The following is a 22732-nucleotide window of genomic DNA, read 5'->3' as shown; positions in this document are numbered from 1 at the left end:
CTTAGCCTGCCTTTCGCTCCGGAACGCCATCGCGCTCGAACGCAGCCTGGTAGAGCGCGGCGACCATGTCGGCCTGCGCCACCAGGCCGACCAGGCGCTGGTTACGATCGAGGATCGGCACCTGGTGCACCCCGGCGTCGCACATCATCGGGATCAACTCGGCGATCGGCTGGTCGTCGAAGGCGACCGGGGGGTTGGCGACCATGATCTGCCCCACCACTTCGGCCTTGTTGGACTCCAGTCCTGGCGTCCGTTGCAGCGCGCCGCGCACCTTGTCCCAGAAGCCGCCATGCAACTCCTTGTCCGCTGCAGCAAGGATGTCGTGCTGGTTGACCAGGCCGACCAGGCGATTGAAGCGGTTCACCACCGGCAGCGCCTGCAATTCGTGGTCGCGCAGCAGCGCCCAGGCTTGGTGGATCTCGGTCCCGAACTCGACCGTCACGAGCTGGCGCGACATGATGTCGGCGCAGGAAATCGCTCCCACCTGGCGGTGATATGCCCGCATCTCCGCCTTTTGCAGGATATCTTCCAGATCGCCGCGGCTGATATCGAGCAGGTCATTGTGTTGCCGCAGTACCGCATCGAGGTCTTCCGGGGTCACGCCGACGGCAGGATGCGGCCGGTGCGGGGCAACATGCTTGTCGCCCTGGTCGCCCGCGATGTGCGGATACTGCCGTCCGCACAAGCGGTTGTAGCCAATGGCAACCGCAACCAGGATCAGGGAATTGAGCGCGACCGGGGTCAGGGCAAACCAGAAACCGGCGCCCGCCACCGCCGGCCCGCCGAGCGCCGCCAGCAGCGCGGCGGCACCTCCTGGCGGATGCAGGCAGCGCAGCCAGAACATGGTAATGACCGCAACGCCCACTGCCACCATGCCGGCGACCAGCGGGTCCGCGAAATACTGGCCGCATGCAATCCCGATCAATGCCGAGATGGTGTTCCCGCCGAACACCGGCCACGGCTGCGCCAGCGGACTGGCGGGCAGCGCGAACAGGATGAGGGCAGAAGCGCCCAGTGGAGCGACGATGAAGGGCAAGCCCGAAGTGTCACCGATCAGCAGGCGAGTGATGAGCGCCGTGACGCCGATCCCGATCAGCGCGCCGAGCGCGGAACGCGCTTTCTCCCGTGAGGAGATGTTCTGGGCGGCGACGGCGTACTGGCGAAAGCGGACGAACAGGCGTTGCATTCTGGGCTTGCTCTGCGATGGGGAATGGTTCGGGATTATTGCAGAGTTTGGCGGCCATGAGCCGCATCGTGAGGCACAGCGTGCACTGGTCACCCCGCCAGCAGCCTCGCATACCGCACCCGCTGCTGCACCTCCCCGCCCAGCCGTGCTGCCAGCACCATCGCCTTCTTCAGGTACAAGCCGATGTTGTGCTCGTCCGCAAATCCGATAGCGCCATGGAACTGCACGCATTCCTTGGTGACCCGCAAGCCCGCCGCTGAAGCCCTGGCTTTTGCGGTAACCGCTGCGCGCGCGCGGGACGCCGCCCCGGTGGCCTTGCATGCCTCATACACCATGGCGCGCGCCGCCTGTATGTCGACGTGACAGCTCGCAGCGCGATGCTGCAACGCCTGGAACGCACCGATCGGCGAGCCGAATTGCTGGCGCACCTTCAGGTAGTCGATGGTCTGCTGCAAGGCCTCGTCCATGACGCCGACCAGCGCCGCAGCATAGCTGATCAGCAAGCTGTCATGGGCAAGGGCGAATGCGGCGCGGGCGGCCGCTCCATCCGCAACCACGGGCGCAAGCTGCCAGGCTGCCGCGCCAATTTCCACTTCCGACAGCACGCTGCCGTCCACACAAGCAGCCGATGTCAGCTTGACGCCCGGCGCGTCGATCGCGACCGCCCGGATGCAGAAACGCCCGCTGCTATCGCTGGCAATCAACAGGGTCGTGCCCGGATAGCAGTCCGGCACGTGCTGCAGCAACAGCGGCGCCTTGCCAGCAAGCGCCGGAAAAACCGGCACCGCCAGCCGCTGCCCCTGCACCAGTCCTGCCAGGATTTCCTGACCCGCACTGCTATCGCATGCGGATAGCAAGGCAGCCCCCACCACATTGGTAAGCAAGGGTTCCGGCAGCAGCATGCGTGAGGTGCCTTCAGCCAGCGCCGCCATAGCGTCCAGCCCCAGGTTCAGGCCGCCATGCTCCTCCGCGACCGCGACCAGCGGCCAGCCGAGACCCACGATCTGTTGCCAGGTCCGTTGATCCAGCTGGGCGAACTTGTCCCGCATCGCCCGCGCGCGCATTGCACCGCCGGAGCCCTCTGCGAATTCGAGCGCGCTGTCCAGGATCATCCGCGCGCTTTCGCCTAATGCCGCATGGGTCATTCACGTCTCCTTGCCGGTGCGCCGGCCATGGGTGGCAGGCCGAGAACCTTGGCGGCGATCAGGTTGCGCTGCACTTCGTTGGTGCCGCCGTAAATACTGAGGCGGCGCGATTGCAGGAACATTTCCGAATAGTCCAGCAAGCCGTGCTCCGAGGGCGCCGCTGCGCGCAGCGGCGCCGCTTCGCCGGCCACCTGCTGCAACAGGTCGAGTATCGATTGCACAGTTTCGGTGGCCAGGATCTTCAGGTAGGAACTGTCAGCCGTGCCGCCCTTGTGCTCCGCTTCGGCCAGCGCGAGGAAGGAGGCGGTCAGCGTCTCGGCGTCCATCTCCGCCTGCGCCAGTGCTTCGTCGTTGCGCGGATCGGGTGGCAATGCCCGCACCATTCGCCGCAAGCGTTCCAGTGCCTTCAGCGCCAGCGCCGGTGAGCCGATGCGCAAGCGCTCTTCGCTGAGCAGCGCGGTCGCCACTGCCCAGCCGCGATCGATCTCGCCAATCACGTTGTGCATCGGCACCCGCACCGAATCCAGGAACACTTCGCAAAACTCGTCGTCGCCGGCAATCGTGCGGATCGGTCGGCGGCTGATGCCCGGCGTCTTCAGGTCGATCAGCACAAAAGTGATGCCATGCTGGCGGGCGGCACCATCCGAGGTGCGCACCAGCGCGAACATCCAGTCCGCGTGATGACCCCAGGTGGTCCAGATCTTGTGGCCGCTGATCACCAGGTCGTCGTCGTCGATGACAGCGCGGGTGCGCAAGCTGGCTAGGTCGGAGCCGGAGCCGGGCTCCGAATACCCCTGGCACCAGACGGCCTCGCCGGAGAGGATGGCGGGCAAGTGGCGTGCCTGCTGGGCCGGCGTGCCGCATTTGATCAGGATCGGGCCGATGTGATTAAGCCCCTGGCCCGGGATGTCCGGTGCGCCGGCGCGCGCCATTTCTTCCATCATGATCACCTCCTGCACCGGGGTCGCCGCCATGCCGCCGAAGGCGCGCGGCCAGTGCGGCGCGATCCAGCCGCGCTGGTACAACTGCCGGAACCATGGCATGCAATCCTGCGGCAGCGGGCGGAAGGTCGTATGCCGCAAATGCGGCGGCACATTGGCCTGCATCCAGCCAGCCACCTCCAACCGGAATTGTTGCTCGTCCTCGGTGAGTTCCCTGAGCATCGCGATCCTCGCTGGGCCGGCAACGAAGCCGGCCACTGTCCTGGTCTGTACTGATCAATGTGTAGGCCTGCGGGAAGTCGCCAGTCCAGCGGCCTGGCGCAACGGACTCAAGCCGCCTTTACGGCGCAATCACGCGGCGCCGTGCTCCACCGACTTTGCTGCGCTCTCCCGCAACTGCGCCTTCAATACCTTGCCCAGTGCATTGCGCGGCAAGTTGTCGACGAAAAACACATGCTTGGGCTTCTTGTAGCCGGCGATGCGCTCGCGGCAATGCTCGATCAGCGTGGCGGCGTCGAGCCTGCTGCCTGCGCGCAATTCGATGAAAGCGGCAACTGCCTCGCCAAAGATCGCATCCGGTACGCCCACCACCGCAGCGTCCAGCACGTCCGCATGCTCCAGCAACACCTGCTCCACTTCCTTGGTGTAGATGTTGAAGCCGCCGGACAGCACCATGTCCTTCTTGCGGTCGACGATATACATGTAGCCGTCCTCGTCCAGACGCGCCATGTCGCCGGTATGCACCCAGCCGTCGACGATCGCCTTTGCGGTCTCTTCCGGCCGCCGGTAATAGCCGCGCATGGTCAGGAAATTACCGGGCGCGCCAGTTCGCACCAGCAGTTCGCCCGCCTCGCCAACCGGCACGCGCTTGCCGCTGTCGTCCACCAGCTTGACTTCAACGCCCGGCGTCACGCGCCCGACCGATGCCGCATGGGTGAACTGTTCGTCGTGATTGAGGCAGGTCACAGCACCCACTTCGGTCATGGCGAAGAAAGAATGAAGGGCTACCTGCGGCAGCAGGTCGATCAACGCCTTCTTCACCTCGACCGGGAAGGCTTCGCCGGTGACGATGATGTGGCGCAGGCTGGAACAGCGTTCGGCGGTCTCCCTCAGATGGGGCAGCAGCATGCGCGCCACCGTCGGCACCATGCCCAGCGCGCTCACCTTCTCCTGCTCGATCAGCTTCACTGCCTGCACCGGATCGAAGCGCTCCATCACCACCAGCGTCGCCCCCACGCACAGTGCATTCATCATGCGCGCCATGCCGGTCCGATGGGCCAGCGGCGTGGTGACCAGGAACACGTCGTCTGCCCGCAAGCCCCAGTCCAGCGCATTCAGGTGGTGATGCATGATGATGAAGTTGGCCATCGTGATGACGGCGCCCTTCGGCCTGCCGGTGGTTCCGGAGGTATAGATCACCATGCAGTCTTCGCAATTGGCCAGCGGTATTTCGGGCAGTTCCTCGATTGCGTGCGCGGCCAGCGTACCGAACGGCACCTGGCCAGGCCGGGGGGTACCCGTGACGACCCAGTGCATGCCCTTGAACGCGTCGGCAACCGGGTCCAGCGCCGCCAGGCTGCTGCTGTCGACGCACAGCACGCCGGCTTCGCTGTCGGCAGTGAAATAGGTCAGCTCCTTGGCCGTGAGCCGGGTGTTGACCGGAACCAGTATGGCGCCCAGGTGAAAGGTGGCGAACATCAGCTGGACGAATGCGATGTCGTTCGGCAGATATCCGACCACCCGGTCCCCGGGACGCACGCCCAGCCCGCGCAAGCCGGCGGCGACCCGCAAGGAACTCTCGTGCAGTTCGGCATAGCTGATGCGCTTGCCGTGCACGACGACGGCAGTCTTGCCGGGCGTACGGCGGGCGTGCCCTGCGAGAATCAGTTCAAGTCGCATGCGCCCTCCTAGGCCAGCTTGAAGGCAGGATAGCGGTCCTCGCCCGACAGCGGATCCCAGGCCAGCGTGACCCGGGCACCGATCTTGAGCTGCTCCGGCGTGCAGTCGAGGATATTGGCGATCATGCGCACCCCTTCATCGAGTTCGACGGTTGCCACGCACAGCGGCAGGCGCCCATCGAGCCCGGGGCCGGGAATGCGGACCACGGTGGTCGCGTAGATCGTCCCCTTGCCCGAGACTTCGCGCCACTCCAGCGTGCGGCGGCCGGTATAGATGCTCACCGGACGCGGATAGTGCTGGAACTTCTTCGCCTCGGTGCAGTACTGCAGCACCAGCTTGCCTGCGCGCGCGCCCTCCCAGAACGGACGGGTATCGACGTAGACGTTCTGGCGCGGCACCGGACGGCCTGCCTTTTCCTGTTGCTCGCTCATGTTCAAGCCTCCAGAACCATTGCGGAGCTCACGCCCCAGTTTCTTGCGTAGGGAATCACGCCGATGCCGGTAACGACAGCATTGCGCGGATCTTCCACCTGCCGGGTGCCGCCCTCGCCGAACATCTGGCGTACCGCCTCGGCCAGGTTGAGGCCGCCGCTGGCCAGCCCGGGCTGGCCGGCCGATATCTGCCCTCCGCCGGTGTTGAGCGGCAGCTCGCCCTTGAAGGAGAGATCGGTCCGGAGCGTGAAGTCGGAGCCTTCGCCGCGCTTGCAGAATCCGAACGCCTCGAACTTCATCATCACGGCGATGGTGAAATCGTCATACGGCTGGAACATGCGCACGTCGCCCGGCTTCATCCCGGCCTTCTCCAGCACCGCCGGCCCGATTTTTGTGAAGCCGGATTCGGTGATGTCAGGGCAGGACTGGTTGCCGTTGAAATTGGTGACCTCGGCATACGCAACCGGATAGACCACCTTCTTGATGCCCAGCTTCTCGGCCATTTTTTCGGTGGTGACCAGGAAGGCATTCGCGCCGTCGCAGAACATCACGCTGTCGAGCATGCGCAAGGGATCGGAGACCACGCGCGAAGCCAGGTAGTCATCCATCGTCAACGGTTTCCTCAATTTCTGGTAGCCGTTTTCGTTGTGTAGCGCGTGCTCGCGCTGGGTGATGGCGATCTTGCCCAGCGCCTCCGGCTTCAGTCCGTACTGATGGATGTAGCGGCTCATCAGCAGGCCGAAGGTTGCCGGCGGTCCCTGCACCCCCTGCGGATCCTGGAACTCGCCGCGGTAGGCGCCGTAGTTGGAACGCCAGTCGGTGCTCGGCGCATCCGCCGAGATCACGACGGCAACTTCGCACATGCCATCGCGGATGGCCGACATGGCGCGCGCCACGCCGCCGGTGGCGGAACAGCCGCCGATGCCGCCGTAGTTCAGCCAGCTCGGCGTCAGGCCCAGCGCATCGGTCATGTACACCGCAAAGAACGGGTTGGACGCTTCCGACAGCGCGGTCGTGACCGACAAGCCGTCGATCACATCCTTCTGGATGCCGGTGCTTTCCAGCAGCATCGACAGCGCCTCGCCCGCCAGGTCATAGGCGCTGCGCCCGGTCTTGAAATCAATCTTCGTTTCCGAATAGCCGGCAATGACGATATCTCTTTTCTTCATGTTCATCCTCTGGTTGGGCCGGGGCTGGGGCTGGCCGGGACTTGCTCGCTATTCACCTTTGAACGACGGCGGACGCTTTTCCTTGAACGCAGTCAACCCCTCGTTGCGGTCCTCGCTGAAATACAGCATGAAGGAGACATCCGCCTCGGCCGTCATGCCGTCGGCCAGCGACATGTCCATGCCGTGGTCGATCACGCTCTTGGTCATCATGACCGGCAGCGGCGCATTGCCGGCGATGGAACGGGCGATTTCACGGGCCTTGGTGATCGCTTCGCCAGCGGGTACGACGTGGTTGACCAGCCGGTATTCCTTCGCCTCTTCCGGCGTGAAGCGGCGTCCGGTCCAGATCAGCTCCTTGGTCAGCGAGGGGCCGATGCGGCGCGTCAGGGTCTGGGTACCGCCGCCGCCAGGCATCATGCCGAGCCGGATTTCCGGCAGGCCGAACTTGGCATTGGCGCCGGCGATGATGATGTCGCCCACCAGTGCCAGCTCCAGTCCGCCACCCAGCGCAAAGCCTTCCACCGCCGTGATCACCGGCTTGGTGAAATTGCCGACCTCGCGAAACAGCACGTTGACCTTGCGGGTGCGCTTGCGCTTGCGATAGAAGTCGAAGTATTCATTCGGCTTGATCGTGAACTCGCTGGTGTCGATGCCGGTGCAGAACGCCTTGTCGTTACCCTTCAGGATCACCGCGCGCACGTCGCGGTCGCCTTCGACCTCCGACATGACGGCCATGATCTCTTCCGCCGTGGTATCGCGTAGCGAGTTGAGCTTCTCCGGACGGTTGATGGTGATCTCCACCCAGCCCTCTACCCGCTCGACGATGATGTCCTTGTATTCGTCCTTGAATTCCATGATGGTCCTTTCTCGTTGATGTCGAATTCGAGGCGTGAACTCGCCCCTGCAGCCCTCAGGCCGCATTGATTTACCGGTACTACGTTTGGTCAGTTTCCTGCGCTACTCGTCCGGTCCGCCGATGGCGGCCGCGATCTGGTCGTGGATCTGCGTCATGCGGGCCGGATCGGCGCGATCTGCCGCCGAGAGCCGAAGCTCAAGGCGCACGCTGGCCGGCGCCGCCAGCACGAAGATCCGGTCTGCCATTTCCAGTGCGTCGTCGATGCGGTGCGTGACGAATACACAGGTCTTGTGATATTCGCGCACGATCTGCGCGAAGTCGCGACGCAAAACCTGCGAGGTCACGTGATCGAGCTGGCTGAACGATTCATCGAGCAACAGCAACTCGGGATCGACCGCCAGCGCGCGCGCCAGCGACACCCGTTGCCGCATGCCGCCCGACAGTTCATGCACGTACTTGTCCTCGGCGCCGTGCAAGTTGACGCGACGCAGCCATTCACGCGCCTTGGGGCGGATCTGGTCCTTCGGAAAATCAAGGATCTGCATGCCCAGCTCGACGTTCTCGAGCGCAGTTCGCCACGGCAGCAAGCGATCGGTCTGGAAGCTGACCGACATCTTGCCGCGCAAGGCCTGGAAGTCGCGCGACGGATCCTTGCCGGCCACCCGGACACCGCCCTCGTCGCAGCCGATCGAGCCCATCAGCAGCCCCATTACGGTACTTTTCCCGGCGCCGGTGCGGCCGAGCAGCGCAACGATTTCTCCCTGGTGCACCGACATCGTCAGGCGATCGACAGCGATGTGGCTGCCAAAGCGCTTGGTGACATTATCCAGTTCAAGCAATGCTGTTTCGCCCATGTCAGCGCACCTTCACGTCAGTACGCCATTTCAGCAGGCGGCGCTCGGAAATGGCGGCCAGCCACTGGATGACGAGGTTCAACACGACCAGCAGGAACGTCCATGCCAGCACCTGGTCAATGCGGAACATTGACTGCGACAAGCTCATTCGCGAGCCGATGCCGACCGCCGACGCAACCAGCTCGGCGAAGATCACCATACGGATCGCGTAGCCGATGACGGACTTCGTGGTCAGGAAGATGTACGGCACGATGTGCGGCACGATCAGGTAACGCATCATCTGCAAGCGCGATGGCCGGAAGCTCTCCATCATGTCGACCCAGTCACGCGGAATGGCGCGCATGCCCTCGTACACGTTCAGCGCGTAGAACGGCAGCAGGATCACGGTCAGAATGAAGAAGATCCGGGTCTCCGGTTCCTTGAACCAGAACACCGCGACCAGCATCCAGGACAGCGCCGGAATGCCGGTGTCGATGATCACCAGTGCTCTCAGGTAGTGCCCGAAACGCTCGGAAACCCCCATGATCAGGCCGATGGCCACCCCGACCGCCATCGAAAACACGATGGCGACCAACAAGCGGCCCAAGGTGATCAGGATGTGCATCAGGTCCTTGGTGAGCAGTTCCTGCAAGGACGCGGCGACGATCACCGGTGACGGCATGACATAGTCGGGCACGAAGCGGCTGGCCACCTCCATCGCAATCACCAGCAGCAAGCCGACTACAATCGATGCCTTCAGGTCGCGCCCGCGGTTGGCTCGCGCCTCCACCTTGGCGGAGGCGGGGAGCGCCGCCGGCGCATCAACGGGCGCCACCCCGACCTGGGTTGGTTTCACGTTCATGAGGCGAAGAAACCGTCATCCACCGGGCGTGGCAAGGCCTTGTTGCGTGCCAGGAATTCCGACGCGGTTCGAACGCTCTTGCGTCCGATCTCCTCGCTCATGGAGATGTGCTTGAATTGCAGCCGGCCCGACGAGATTGCCGTGGCCAGCACATCGGAGGGAATGCCCGACTTGGTGCCGCCGATCTTGACGGCCTCATCGACGTTGGCGGTGATGCCGCGGATGATTTCCTTGAACATCTGGTCGACTCGCTTGACCACTGACGGATCCTTGGCGATCAAGTCCTTCTTCAGTGCGACGCCGAAGAATGGCAGGTCAAGATTGGTCTTCTTCTTGTACTCTTCGCCGGCGTTGTACAGCACCCGCATGTCGGGCACGCGTTTCAGGCCGGAACTGATGTTCGGCTCCCACGACAAGGCGGCATCTGCACGATTGGCCATGACCAGCGTGACCGAGGCGGCGGGGTTGTCGACGTTCTGCACCTTCATCGAGGATTCGATGTCAATGCCCTGCAGTTCCTTGATGATCGCGCGGGTCATGCGGTAGGTGCCGGTCGACTGCGGCGCGGCGAACACCTTGCCCTCGAGTTCCTTGATCGACCTGGCGCCATCCTTGGGGACCACGATGTTGATCATGTTGCCGGTGGTAATGCCGCACACCAGCTGCATCGGCACGCCGGTCAGGTAGCGGGCGGCAAAGGTATCCCAGCTGCCAATGCAGACATCGAAGTTGCCGGCGACGAAATCGTTGTAGTAGGTACTGACCGCGGTGTACGAAGTCGGCTTGCCGAGGTCGAGGCCGAACTGCTTGTCGATCCCCTTGGCCATCACATATTCGGAAATCAGTATGGTGAAGCCGGGAGTGAGATTGGCCCATTTCAGGCTGCTCGTCTGGGCCATCGCCAGGCTTGACATGCTCATCGTCGTGCCGGCCACACCAAGGGTCAAACCGTGCGCAGCCGCGGCTTTCAGGAGCCGCCTCCTTTGAACGTCGTGCATTGACTGTCTCCTATGCCCGGATAGGCAATGTTTTTATCCGTCCTCGACGCGCTGCCCGTGCTTCGCGCCTGGCCGCTTGTTGACGTAGTTCTTTTGACTACCGGCACGATCCTATCGAAAGGATCTCCGTTCGGATAGAATCGAAACTGGAAGTTTGCGTTCCATATTTGGAACGAAGCCTGGTTTTCCGCACCGCGTCATGACGCCATCGCCAGCTTTTCCGGTGGATGGGACAGGAGGAGGAAGCTTGAACGAAAGGCTCGACCTGAACAGCCTGGTGCTGTTCTACGAGGTGGTGAACGCAAAATCGATCACGCGCGCGTCGGAGCAACTGCGCGTGCCGAAATCCACCATCAGCCGAAAACTGACCTTGCTCGAGGAAAAGATCGGCGGCGTGTTGCTGCGCAAGGGACACCGGCGGCTGACAACCACCGAGCTCGGCGCCACCCTTTTCGAGCATTGCCGACGGCTGGTGACGGAAGTCGAGAGCGCCGGCATTGACGCGGCCGAGATGCAGGAAGAGTTGCGCGGCACGCTGCGCATCAGCATTCCGATCGACTTCGGCATCTCGTGGCTGTCGCGCGCAATCGCCGATTTTTCCCTGCGCTATCCGGAGATCCATCTCGAAGTCGATGTCAACCACCGCTTCGTAACGCCGCGCGACGACCCCTATGACGTGACGATCCACTTGGGCCGATTGCGAGAATCGGGCCTGATCTACCGGCCACTGGCGACGATCACGCGCGGGGTGTACGCCAACCCGGCCTATCTGGCTGCGCGCGGCGCGCCGGAAAGCATTGAGGACTTCCAGAAGCACGACTGCATCATCACCGACCAGCAGCGCCAGGATGGCGTCTGGAGCATGATCAACCGCGGCAACAGCGACCGGCACCGGCTGGTCGCCGTGGAAGGCCGGATCGTGGTCAACAATATCGGCGTCGCGCGCGAACTTGCCGTCAGCGGCATCGGCCTTGCGGTGCTGCCGAACGTGATGTGCAAGAACGACGTCAAGACCAACCGCCTGGTGCGGGTACTGACCAACTGGGAAAGCGCGCCGGTGCAGGCCAGCGCATTGATGTTGAGCCGCAAGGGAATCTCGAACAAGGTGCGGGCGTTTCTTGATTTCCTGACCGATCGCCTGTCGGCGGATTCCGCGTAAGCGCGCCGCGCGGCTGAGCCAACTTCACCCGTGATGGGCAAGGATTGTTAGCCCATCAACACCACCGCCGAAAAGAGCGGGCGAATAACGACCGACAAGAACGACAAGTCGGCGCGGGCGCGCAACAACATTCCTCACATCTGTTTTCGTGTTTGACTTGCATCAAGGTCTGGCGCTTCAATCAGGCCCTGCTAAAACAGTCGACCACCACCCGTGCATAACTCTCTGATTTTTATCCTGTGCTGTCCACGGTCGCGCACATGCAGCGCGACCATCGCAGCCGGATGCAAGCGCTGATGTTCCCGGGCTTCCTTCGGCGAGTCCGCGCGCGCGAAACGGCTGCAAGCAACATCGCCGGCCATCCCTTTGCCATCGATTTTTCTGCAATGAGCCGGGTGCTGGGATTCATCTGCACGGCGCACCAGAAGCCGTTCGATCCCGATCTGCTGCGCCAGCAGTTTCCACCACCCACCACGAATGAGACCCTGATGCGCGCTGCCCGCGCGCTCGGCTTTCGCATCTGCCAGCAGGAGTTGACCGTGCACCAGCTAGGCGGGATTTCCACCACCCTCCTGGCGCTGGTATCGTCCGGCGCACGATCCGTGCCGGCATGCGGCGGCCAGCACGCGATCGACGCCAGCCCCGAACCAGCCAGCCTTGCACTCGTTGCTGGCGTATCGGATGAAGGCCTGCAGTTATTCTCCGACAGCTCGACAAGCCCACAGGACCTGACCACCGGCGAATTCGCCGAGCGCTACCTGGGCATCGCCTTCTTGCTCGAAAAGCAGCCCGAGCCAGTGCTCGACCCGGACCAGCACGAGCGCCAGGATAAATTCGGATTCCGCTGGTTCCTGCCGGCGCTGCTGAAGCACCGCAGCGTGTGGCGCGATGTGCTGCTGGCATCGCTCTTCATCCAGTTGCTGGCGCTTGGCACCCCGCTATTCACCCAGGCCGTGATCGACAAGGTCGTCGTGCACCGGACCGAAAGCACGCTGGCCGCCATTGCGGTCGGCATGACAGCATTCACATTGTTCTCCGCGCTGCTTGGCTGGATCCGCCAGTACCTCGTGCTGCATACCGGCAACCGGGTCGATGCAGTACTGGGCGACGCCGTGTTCGAGCATCTGCTCCGGCTGCCAGTTGCCTGGTTCGAATGCCGCCAGACCGGGGTGATCTCCGCCAGGCTGCACGGGGTGGAAGTGATTCGCGAATTCATTGCGACCGCGGCAGTAACGCTGGTTCTTGACCTGCCCTTCCTGCTGATTTTTGTCGGAATCATGTTCTGGTACAGCGTCAAGCTGACCCTGGTGGTGCTTGCAGTGATTGTGCTGATCGTTGCGCTCAGCGTCGTGGTCGCACCGCTGTTCCAGGTCCGGCTCAACCGCCAGTTCATGCTCGGCGCGCGCAACCAGGCGTTCATGACGGAATACATTGCAGGCATCGAGACGGTCAAGAGCCTGCAGATGGAGCCCGTGCTGCGCGCGCGCTTCTCGGACTACCTTGCCGAGTACATGCACGCCAGCTTCAGCATGCGCCAGCTTGGCAACACCTACAACACACTCGCCGGCACCCTCGAACAGGCACTGGGCCTGCTGATCCTGCTGATGGGCGCCTGGCTGGTCATGAGCACCACCGAGTTCACGATCGGCATGCTGGTTGCGTTCCAGGTGTTCGCAGGCAAATTGAGCCAGCCCGTGATGCGCCTGGTCGGCCTGTGGCAGCAGTTCCAGCAGGCAGCGCTTTCGGTGCGGCGGCTGGGCGACGTGATGGAAGCGCGCAGCGAACCCTACGCAATCTCGACAACGCGCAGCGCTGCTGGCGCCGGCCTGGTCCGGGTGGAGGGCCTGGCGTTCCGCCATGACGAAAGGCATCCCTGGCTGTACCGGGATTTCCAGCTCACGCTGCCGCCCGGCGCCGTGCTGGCTGTCATGGGGGCATCCGGCTCGGGCAAGAGCACACTGGCCAAATTGCTGCAGGGCTTTTACCGGCCCAGCGATGGCCGGATCCTGATCGACGGCATCGATATCGGAAACCTGACCACCAACGAGCTGCGTCAGCACTTCGGCGTGGTGCCGCAGGAAACCGTACTGTTTTCCGGATCGATCGCAGACAACCTGCTGGCGGCGCAGCCACATGCCCCATTCGACGAGATCATCGCCACCTGCAAGCTGGCCGGCATTCACGACACCATAGCCACGCTGCCGGACGGCTACCAGACGCGCATCGGCGAGCGCGGCATCGGATTGTCGGGCGGACAGCGGCAACGTCTTGCCATTGCACGGGCCCTGCTCAAGAGGCCAAAAGTACTCATCTTCGACGAAGCCAGCAGCGCGCTTGACGAGGATACCGCAGCGCTCCTGGCGGACACCATCAACGGACTGCGGGGAAAGGTGTCGATGCTGTTCATCGCACACGCCCTGCCACCCAGGCTGATCGTGGATCAGGTGGTCTGTCTTTCCGGGCCTGGCCCTGGTGATGGCACTGGCCTTGGCACTGGCCTTGGCCTTGGCCTTGGCGCCGGCACCACCGACTGAGCCAAATCAGCGCGCAATCCGGGATCGGCGTTCGAATACCGCCAGCCGCATCCCGGAAATATCACGACAATCGGAAGAATTTCCCGTTCATCGCACCATCCCTTCCCGCATTCGGCCCGATTCCCAACATTGCTCGTACTCACCCGTCGCGTTCCTTACATTCCTGCGAGCCCTCTCCATCCCCGCAAGGGCCGAGGGCTTTTTCGCATCAAGCCTGAATCGTGATAGACGGAGAACTTCATGGATGGCGATTTGTCCTTGTCCCAGCTGGAAAGAATCAAGCGCGCCTACCGCTTGATGAGCGTCGCTCGCTCGTACCTCGACGGGATTGCCGACATTGTTGACGACAACGAGCGAAAGAAACAGTTCGTGGCGCGACTCCAGCGGGGAAACCTGAGCGATGCGGCATTGGCCGTGCACTTGAAGGCCTACCGCGAATCCCACAATGGCGCCGAGTTGCCACAGGAAGATCCACGACGTCACGGCAGTTCGGCACTGCCCGGCCAGGTCGCACGCGAAATCGCCAATGGACATTCGCTCCTGCTGCACATGCCGACCGACCCCCGGACCGGCTTCTGCGCAAGCATCCTGAATTCAAAGGACTCGGGCGAGATCATCGTTGTCATTCGCGATCCCGAACTCACACCGACCATGTCGGATAGCGGCCACGATCAGGATCCCGACGGCGCCGACCTGGCGCACCTGGTGCGCAATGGCGCCGCCTATGGCCAGATCGAAAGCGCACAAGATATGCTGGACCATGCTTTCGAGACGGGCATCATCCCGCCCGGGAGCAGGCTGGCCCTGGTTGCCGGCTCGATGGCAGGCAACGTGGCGCTGACGCTGAAGAAGATGAATCCCGAGCGGTTCTCGGAAGCGCCCGAAGCACATATCCTGGTCAACCCGACCGGCCTGGGGATGCCGCACTGGCATGAAAGTTTCTATTTGGCTGGCACCAACCTCGGTGAGACGGAGACCTATCGCGAGATCCTGCAGGTCTACCGCGACCTGAAAGCCGCGCCCGCGCTGGCCACGCCAAAGCTGGCAATTTTCCCGGATGACGGCGAACTGATACAGCACTTCAATGCAGCGCGGGACGCGCCGCCGATCGGCCCGGCCGACAGCGTCTATGGCAGTTGCCGCGACCGCTTCGCAGCTGCTTTCATCAGGAGCTGGTATGGCATCGACTTGCCGCCACGGCCGGCCGGATCGAACAGTCCCCGCACCTATCACGATCCGTCGGTGTTGTCAGTCATCCAGATGGCAGGCGACGAGCCTGATGGCTTCTGGCTGGCGGCGCTCGGATATCAGCCAAGCCAGCGCGTCTGCATCCCGATCGAATGGCAACCCGGCTTCAGGATTGGCGGACTGAAGATCGATTACGGCAACAAGCATTGCTACTCGCTCGGCGCAAAAAGCGTCGAAATACTGATCGCCTACAAGAAGGCCGATCCTGCCCTTACGATAGAAACCATTGGACGGATCATGCAGGTCGCGGGCTCGAGCCACGCCGACCGGATCGGCGAAGCCGGAGCGCCAGGCGCTGGAGGGGACGTCCTGTCCGACATGATCGACTATCTGCGCGATGCCGTCGCCGGGGACACCCTGTCGGCGCCGACTCCATGCACCGAAAGCCTCAACGACTTCGCCCGGTACGATAACAAGGGCCAGTTCCACCGTGACGCCATGTCGCTGCAACGAAAGCTTTCACGCTTTACCAACGGCCACGTGATCCCGCTGATCGACATGAACGAAGAAACCATCCTGCGCGAAGCCGCCCGCAACGATCCGACCGGCGAAGCGCTGCGCTTTGCGCTGATGCGCAACAGCCCCGTGGCCTTCATTGCTGACGAGTACCGCCCGCCACAGTGGGCAGGCACGACCGCCCTGATCGGGGCCGACGCCAGCCCCAGTTTTCCGGACGCACGCCTGCGCCAGTTGATCCAGGCCACCACCGATCGCCTGCTGAACGGCGCCGACAAGCGAACACCGGCCAGCGAGCAGTACCGGGCAGCACGGCAGCACGCCGCTTCCAGCCCGACTGCCGCCACATCCAGCCCGTCCGGCACGGGAGCACCGCGCAAGATCAGCACCCGGACCTCGCGCAACGCCGAGGGCGCTCCCATCCTGATCCGCACCGTCACGCACGCCAACGGCGACCAGACCATCACCATTCTGGACGTCGACAACCGGCCCTTGCAACGCACGGAAGTCCGCGGAAGTACCAGCGGCGACCGCACCACGACAGTGTTCGACCAGGCTGGTCTCCTTGTTTACCAGTCGGTGCTGGAGACATCCCCGGTCGACAACTGCCGGGTCGAGACGACGCAACATGCTGATGGGCGCACGGTCCAGACCGTGGCCAATGCACAGGGGTCGCCGGTGGCACGGATCGAGACAGCCCCGGTCGCATCCGGCATTACCAGGACGACACGGTACTACAAGAGCCAGACCACGGTGCGCCTGATCATGGACAAGGACGGCAAGCTGATCGAACGGACCGTGACCATCGATTCGCCGGACGAGCCAGCCGCGGTGAACGTATTCGACAGCAAGGCCGTACTGCTCGGACAGGGCGAGAAAGTCGTCCATGAGGACGGTTCGACGAGCGAGACCATACAGTACCGGGATGGCCGGATCATGCGGGTGAACACCGACCAGGATGGGCAGATCACAAGTCGCGCCAACATCGAGCCAGGTGCGGACGGCGCCTGGGTCGAATGGGTGAGCACCTCGGACGGAAGCCTGTTGCGGCTGACTTACGATGCCAGCCGCAAGCTGCAAGGGCGGCAGGAAATCGAGCCCGATAGTCCGGATTTCAAGCGCCACCATCGCGATCCCTTCGGGCCATATTGAACATGAGCAATTTTCTTCAGAATGGATTCCGGCAATCGACGCATGCCGCCGATCTCCGAACCATCCATCGACACTGCATCTACCTATCCCAACATTCCTTCGAATTGCGGACTGCTTCCCCTAAATTTTTGTTGGCACCTTCGTTTCCACCCCGTTCGCGCCGCTTGGGCGCCAAGGGCCTTGCTGAACACAACCGATGGAGCGACAAGATGAATAATGAACCGGACGGCATGAGCAGGATCCCCAGTGCTGGCGCCCTGATGCATGACCACAATGAAGCCAATGGCGCGACGGGGCGCCCGCTCGTGAACATTCGCTGCGCGACCGCCGCCGATGTACAGGCGCTCACCCGGCTTGGCCGCCGGATCCACGCCGAAACCCGCTTCCGCGCCTATGACTACGACATGGAACGGGTCGCCGCCAGCCTCAACACGATCGTGGACAGCAGCCACGGCGACAGCGCAATGCATTGCGCATTCCTTGCCGAAGACGAGCAGCGGGAAGTATCCGGCATCCTGATCGGCGCACTGGAGCGTCCACTCTTTTCCGAGCAGACCGTGGCCAAGGTCATCGTCTACTACGTGTTCCCCGAAAGGCGGATGAGGGGCACAGGGCGCAAGCTGCTTGCCGCCTTCCGAAAGTGGGGAGAGTGCCGATCCGCGTTTGAAATTTGCGTCGGCATCAACAGCGCTGCTTATGTAATGAACACGCACCGGTTCCTGACCCGGATCGGATTCGAACCCACGGGCGGAAACTACAGCGTGCCGGCCAAGAGCGTACGACCGCCATGGAGACAGCCCTGGGATGATTGACCGACGTGCTCCACGCCGGCCTGCAATCCGTATCCGGCATCGGGGCGACTTCTCCCCACACAATCAGATCAACCGACGGAGCGACAACATGCCAGTGAAACCGGAACCTCAACCCACCCGCCCCGCCGACCCCGCTCGGCCATGGCGCGCAACATCATGCTAGTCCGCTGCGCAAGCGCCGACGACGTGGCGACGATCAGCGAACTCGGCCGCCGCATTCACGCAGAGACACGGTTTTCCGCCTTTGACTACAACGAGCAGCGGGTGGTCAAAAGCATGGAGACCATCATCAACATCGGGCAAAGTGCGGGAACGCATTGCGTACTGATCGCCGAAGATCGCCTGGGGTCGGTCGCAGGCATATTGCTGGGGGTGATTGAGCGGCACATCTTTTCCGACCTGCCGGTTGCCAGCATCATGATGTACTACGTGTTCCCCGAAAAGCGGATGAGCGGCGCCGGATTCAAGCTGCTCAGCACCTTCCGCAGGTGGGGCGAAAACCGGTCAGCATTCGAAATGCTGCGTCGGCATCAACAGCGGCTTGCAGGTTGAGCGCACGCACCGCTTCCTGACCCGGATCGGCTTCAATGCCGTGGGAGGAAATTACAGCCTCTACACCAAGCCCAAGCCCCAGCCCCAGCAGCGGCAACCGAGAAATCGCTGGGAAACGGAGTACGGCGACTGATCGCCTGATGACGTGAGCCCGCCGGACGAAAGTCCGGCGGGCTTTATCGTTAGGGGGTCAGGTCTTGAGCGTTCCCGCCCAACTGTTCGGCGGTGTACAAGCAAGACCTGCCCCCTGCATTTTGTAGTAAATGAATCCGGCAATCGAGTCACACGCTCACTGATCGGACGTCCCGACTTTTCGCAAAAAACATTCCTTCCAGCAGCCGCCGGTCTCGCCTAAATTCCCATTGCCTTTTTCACTCCTTTATCCCGGAGGTCCAAGCTTCCGGATGACGCTGACACAGACCGCATGAACATATGTTCCCTACCCCGAATTCTGGCATCGCTTGCTGCAGCGGCGGCGCTCGCGGCAACCGCCCTCCTCCCCGCACACGCCCAGAGCAGCAAAGCCCGTGAAAAGGAATGGAGAAGTTGCGAAGGCGGTTACTACACAGGGCCGCGGGAAGGCCGTCGCAACTACACCTTGGATAAATACCTTTGGGTAGTGACGCCAGCCTTTGCCAAACGATACTGCATGTCAGAGAAGATGGTCAGCGACGAACTCAAGGGTGCGGAGGCCATTGCCTTTCGCATGGTCGATGGTGCCGACAACGACGCTTGCAGCGTGGACGACGCGGGCAAACCGCACTGCATGGAAAACAGCACTGCCCGATTCGAAATATATCTATCTCAGAGCCTGAACTTGCCTGCGGCAAATCCTCAGGTGACTTTTTTTGAACGAGCTCGGACCACCAGTACGTGGCATATCGCGGACAACAGGCCCCTGGCACAGGCCAAGCATGTCTTGTATCCGAAAGGGAAATATCAGATTCCACCCGGCGAGCTACCCAGGTTCGGAAACCCCTATTCCTACCCGGACCCTGGTCATCGCTTTGGCTTGATCTACGCGCATGAAGGCAAGGGTCGCTGGCCGGTCGCCCCGATGTGGGAGGTCGGCTTCAGGGCGAATTGGGTGGAGGGAATCGACATTCTGATTCTCGAGCAGCAATTAGGCACTTACCTCGGATTCGAAATGGATCAATACAAAGCCGCCACGATTCCACAGGGGAGTCTGCAAGGACAGTACCTGATCGTGATGGATAAGAAGAAGGACTCCCGAGATGACAACAAGAAGGATCTTCGGACCGACTATGCGCACGTCATTCACCTACCTCAACGATTCGGTCAACAGGTTCGGCAGGCCGCGATGAAGGCAGGCGGTAGCAGTTGGACCGAATTCATCAATTCTGTGCAGCAGCGATAGAACTTGCGGAACACATAGAAACGACTAAGGGAGCAGCAAGATGGCCAAAGACCTAGTACTCGATGCACAGCTCAGCAGGGACAGCTACAACTACAGCAACGTCGACGCAGGTGGTGTTGCTGGATGGAGCCGAGTCAAGGTAGCCCGCTATACACTGCCTTCCAATTCCAACTTTTCTGCCCAGCTCTACCAAGGGCCAGACGGGTCGTACAAGATTTCCTATCGCGGAACAGTCGACTTCTTCAAACCGGGCGATGTCGAAATGAACGAGGCCATCGTCACAGGTGCCTGGAGCGCCGAGATGACCGAGTCGGTAAGGTTCACCTACTATGCAATCAAACAAATTCAGGAAAAAACGGGGCTTCCGTTTTCCCTCGCCAGCAAGCTTCTCGACCTGACCGGCCACAGCCAAGGCGGATTCGAAGCAGAACTGAACGCCCAATTCTTCGGCCTGAGCGGCACCAGCCTCGACGGCCCCGGCGCCAGCCGCGTGATCAATTCCCAGGGCTGGCAGCAGGCAAAGGATTGGGTCGCGGCACAAGAGCCCAAAGCCCAACTCGATACCGGCGTCGGCGACTTCGTCGCCCGTCGCTACACCGCCTTGGTGGGCGGAACCAACGCCCATATCGCTGGCGTTCGCGAAGACAATGCCGCGGCATCATTGGCATTGCAGTACCTGGCATCGTTCTCCGGCGTCGGTGCTGCCGCCAGCGCCGTCATGCAAGTCACCGTATTGCACGCGATCAACACGATCATTGGACTGGAAGCCCTGCGCAAGAATTCCCCGTTGCTGCAAAAGGTCGTCCAGGCGAACGACCTGGGTGATACGAACGCGCTGGCCTGGAATATTTCAGAAGAGTGGGCAATGGTTCAGGTGTCGGATACCGGCGCATCGATCACCGCAGACCAGGTTGAAGCAATGGTCAGCGAATTCCTGGCAGGACGGGTCGGGCAGGAAGTCTCTGTCCAGCAGGCTGACCGGACCGTGCGCGTGGTGGCCGCCAATGGCGACGAACTGCTCCTGTTTGCAGATGGCAGCGGCCGCCAGGTTCTTGGCCAGGGAATGAGCCTGGTCCAGACGGAATACGCAAAAGGCGGCGCCGTGCTCGCTGTCAGCAGCATCCAGATGGATGACGACGGCAATACCCTCATCAACCGGACCAGCAAGGGCGTCGATGCAATTTACACGGTGGATGCCTTGGGCCAGGTCATCACGGCCAGTTTCCGGCACTACGACGCCGTCAACAATCTGGAATCACAGACCGTGACCAGCCGTCATCCTGACGGCAGCGTGACCTCTCTTGTGTACGACCGGCAGCACGTTTTGCAGTCCACCATCGACAGCCGATTTTTCGACGACGGCAGCCGCGTCGACACGGCGACCACCTCTGCCGGTGTCGAAACAAGCTATTACGACACCGAAGGCCAGCTCACCGGACGCAGCCAGTCCTCGGGCCCAATCGGCTCCACCACCCTGCTTCAGGCCGTCGGCCAGCACGGCGGCACCCTGATCGACGCCCTCTCCCTGGTCCGCGCCATCCAGTCCGGCGCGCCCCTCGCCGTCACCGCATCCGGCCTGCGCCTGGCCAATGACCTGGCCACGCTCAACGGCTCCCCCAACACCAGGCTCTCGGGCGCGGCAAACGTCGCCAGCGGCATGCTCAGCCTGCTGAGCCTGAACGACGCCCTCAAGCGCGGCGATGCGGTGGCCGCGCTTGCCGCCAGCGCGCATGCCGTCAATTTCGGCGTGACCGCCTACGCCAACTTCGCCGGCTTCTCCGATAAGGACACAGCAAGCGCAGTCGCGCAGGCCTTCGGACCGGACAGCCCCGCCACCGCCCTCGGCGACAGCCTGCCCTACGTGAACCTGGTCAACGCCATCGCCCACGGCGATGAAACCGGGATTGCGGTCGCGGTCATTTCGATGATTCCCGGCATGCAGTGGGTCGGCACTGCCTACGCCGTGTTCAACATGGTCAACGCATTGTTCGGCGGCGAAGATACGTCCGACCCATGGGGCAAGGGCCGCTATGTCCGCAGCGGCGGCGGCGGTAACGTCGGTTACGAAGCGGCCGGCGAGACCGGCGGGCAGCAGGCGGTCGCGGCCGTGATGAACCGGGCGCTGGCCACCATGCATGCGATGATCGAGCGCGAACGCCTTCAAAATCCGGGCAGCATGCTCGGCCTGATTCCCGAACGCATGCCCGACCTGGCCTATGACAGGACCGGATTTCGCTACACCGACATCGATCCGCTCACAGGGGGCGAACGGCATCCCGCGCTGCGCTTCGATACCGACGGCCGGCCCTACAACGCCGAAGCCGGCAGCCCGGAGTCGTTCCAGTCGCTGGTCGAAGGCATGGTGCGCTCGGCACTGTCGCGCGGCGCGCTGGCGCCGTTGTGGGAAGTGCAGACCGCAAGACTGCAAAGCGATGCCGGCGATCCCAGGGCCGGCCTGGGCGAAGAAGAGCGCGCCGCGCGCGACGGCAGGCTGGCGGCGCAGTGGGCAACCGCACTGGCCGGCGCCACCCAGGTGTTCCGGCCGGTGGTGCTCGACCTTGACGGCAATGGCATCGCCGTCACCGATCGCGCCCATGGCGTCGCCTTCGATGTGGACGACTCCGGCTACCTGAAGCAGACCGCCTGGATCGGAGCCGACGACGCCTTCCTGGTGCTGGACCGCGACTACAACGGCAGCGCCGATACCGGGCGCGAGCTGTTCTCGAATGCGATCGTCGCGCTGGCCCGGCGCGGACTGGCCGGCATGGCCTGGGTCGATTCGAACTACGACGGCAGGCTCAGCGCAATCGATCCGGTCTGGAGCGAACTGAAAGTGTGGCGCGACCGCGACCAGGATGGCGCGCAGGATGCCGACGAGGTCCAGGGACTGGATGCCCTTGGCGTGACCGAACTGAACTACGCCATGGGCACCTACACCGACGACGGACAGCGCAAGCAACTGGCCAGCCCCGATCTGGAGGCAGACCGCGAGGGAACGCGCGTCACCGTCGTCAACGAAGGCATCCTGATCCAGGCCAGCGAGAACGGGCATCTGTCGCTGCTGGTCACCCGCATCGACGACAAGACCGCAGTCGAGCCGAACCGCGATGGCGTCACCGGC

General features: G+C 62.8%; 16 protein-coding genes and 1 pseudogene. 7 read left to right on the top strand and 10 right to left on the bottom strand.

Annotated elements, in window-relative coordinates; translation table 11 throughout:
- Window position 1: 1 nt before the first annotated feature.
- The 10 genes from FVE66_RS00090 to FVE66_RS00045 all read right to left on the bottom strand — a co-directional run bounded on the left by FVE66_RS00090 (window position 2) and on the right by FVE66_RS00045 (window position 10242).
- Complete coding sequence (locus FVE66_RS00090; protein WP_151445362.1) at window positions 2–1186, bottom strand: HPP family protein; 1185 nt, start codon at window positions 1184–1186, stop codon at window positions 2–4.
- An 89-nt stretch (window positions 1187–1275) separates the two neighbouring features.
- Window positions 1276–2331, bottom strand: coding sequence for an acyl-CoA dehydrogenase family protein (locus FVE66_RS00085; RefSeq protein ID WP_151445361.1), 1056 nt, complete (start codon window positions 2329–2331; stop codon window positions 1276–1278).
- Window positions 2328–3494, bottom strand: coding sequence for an acyl-CoA dehydrogenase family protein (locus FVE66_RS00080; RefSeq protein ID WP_151445360.1), 1167 nt, complete (start codon window positions 3492–3494; stop codon window positions 2328–2330). The genes FVE66_RS00085 and FVE66_RS00080 overlap by 4 nt, the downstream gene beginning before the upstream one ends.
- A gap of 129 nt (window positions 3495–3623) precedes the next feature.
- Window positions 3624–5171 carry a class I adenylate-forming enzyme family protein gene (locus tag FVE66_RS00075; protein WP_151445359.1) on the bottom strand — a complete coding sequence of 516 codons (1548 nt, stop codon included), beginning with the start codon at window positions 5169–5171 and terminating at the stop codon, window positions 3624–3626.
- An 8-nt stretch (window positions 5172–5179) separates the two neighbouring features.
- Window positions 5180–5602, bottom strand: a complete 423-nt coding sequence (locus FVE66_RS00070) for a Zn-ribbon domain-containing OB-fold protein (RefSeq protein WP_151445358.1) — start codon at window positions 5600–5602, stop codon at window positions 5180–5182.
- Window positions 5603–5604: 2 nt separating this feature from the next.
- Window positions 5605–6771 carry a thiolase family protein gene (locus FVE66_RS00065; RefSeq protein ID WP_206668694.1) on the bottom strand — a complete coding sequence of 389 codons (1167 nt, stop codon included), beginning with the start codon at window positions 6769–6771 and terminating at the stop codon, window positions 5605–5607.
- 48 nt (window positions 6772–6819) lie between these two features.
- A complete protein-coding gene (locus tag FVE66_RS00060; protein ID WP_151445356.1) occupies window positions 6820–7626 on the bottom strand; it encodes an enoyl-CoA hydratase/isomerase family protein in 807 nt (268 codons plus the stop codon).
- Between the two features lie 102 nt (window positions 7627–7728).
- Window positions 7729–8481, bottom strand: a complete 753-nt coding sequence (locus tag FVE66_RS00055) for an ABC transporter ATP-binding protein (protein WP_151445355.1) — start codon at window positions 8479–8481, stop codon at window positions 7729–7731.
- Between the two features lies 1 nt (window position 8482).
- Entirely contained in the window at window positions 8483–9322 is an 840-nt protein-coding gene (locus FVE66_RS00050) for an ABC transporter permease (RefSeq protein ID WP_206668693.1), read from the bottom strand.
- A complete protein-coding gene (locus FVE66_RS00045) occupies window positions 9319–10242 on the bottom strand; it encodes an ABC transporter substrate-binding protein (protein WP_206668692.1) in 924 nt (307 codons plus the stop codon). Before FVE66_RS00045 ends, FVE66_RS00050 begins: the two co-directional genes overlap by 4 nt.
- Window positions 10243–10567: 325 nt before the next feature.
- On the opposite strand from FVE66_RS00045, the gene FVE66_RS00040 reads away from it, so the two are divergent.
- The 7 genes and pseudogenes from FVE66_RS00040 to FVE66_RS00010 all read left to right on the top strand — a co-directional run.
- A complete protein-coding gene (locus FVE66_RS00040) occupies window positions 10568–11479 on the top strand; it encodes a LysR family transcriptional regulator (RefSeq protein WP_151445353.1) in 912 nt (303 codons plus the stop codon).
- 260 nt (window positions 11480–11739) lie between these two features.
- Window positions 11740–14013, top strand: a complete 2274-nt coding sequence (locus tag FVE66_RS00035) for a peptidase domain-containing ABC transporter (RefSeq protein ID WP_241672944.1) — start codon at window positions 11740–11742, stop codon at window positions 14011–14013.
- Between the two features lie 240 nt (window positions 14014–14253).
- Window positions 14254–16869: a hypothetical protein gene (locus FVE66_RS00030; RefSeq protein WP_151445352.1), complete on the top strand. Its 2616-nt coding sequence runs from the start codon at window positions 14254–14256 to the stop codon at window positions 16867–16869.
- Between the two features lie 209 nt (window positions 16870–17078).
- Window positions 17079–17681, top strand: coding sequence for a GNAT family N-acetyltransferase (locus FVE66_RS00025; protein WP_151445351.1), 603 nt, complete (start codon window positions 17079–17081; stop codon window positions 17679–17681).
- A 156-nt stretch (window positions 17682–17837) separates the two neighbouring features.
- Window positions 17838–18233, top strand: a complete 396-nt coding sequence (locus tag FVE66_RS00020; RefSeq protein ID WP_161993145.1) for a GNAT family N-acetyltransferase — start codon at window positions 17838–17840, stop codon at window positions 18231–18233.
- 424 nt (window positions 18234–18657) lie between these two features.
- Window positions 18658–19611 carry a hypothetical protein gene (locus FVE66_RS00015; RefSeq protein ID WP_151445349.1) on the top strand — a complete coding sequence of 318 codons (954 nt, stop codon included), beginning with the start codon at window positions 18658–18660 and terminating at the stop codon, window positions 19609–19611.
- Between the two features lie 40 nt (window positions 19612–19651).
- Window positions 19652–22732 (top strand): annotated as a pseudogene (locus FVE66_RS00010) (DUF2974 domain-containing protein); the annotation flags it as partial.

Source organism: Lacisediminimonas profundi, assembly GCF_008831265.1.
Taxonomy (GTDB): Bacteria; Pseudomonadota; Gammaproteobacteria; order Burkholderiales; family Burkholderiaceae_D; genus Lacisediminimonas; species Lacisediminimonas profundi.
Note: the sequence above shows the minus strand (reverse complement) of the source record. Positions and strands in the feature narration are given on the sequence as shown.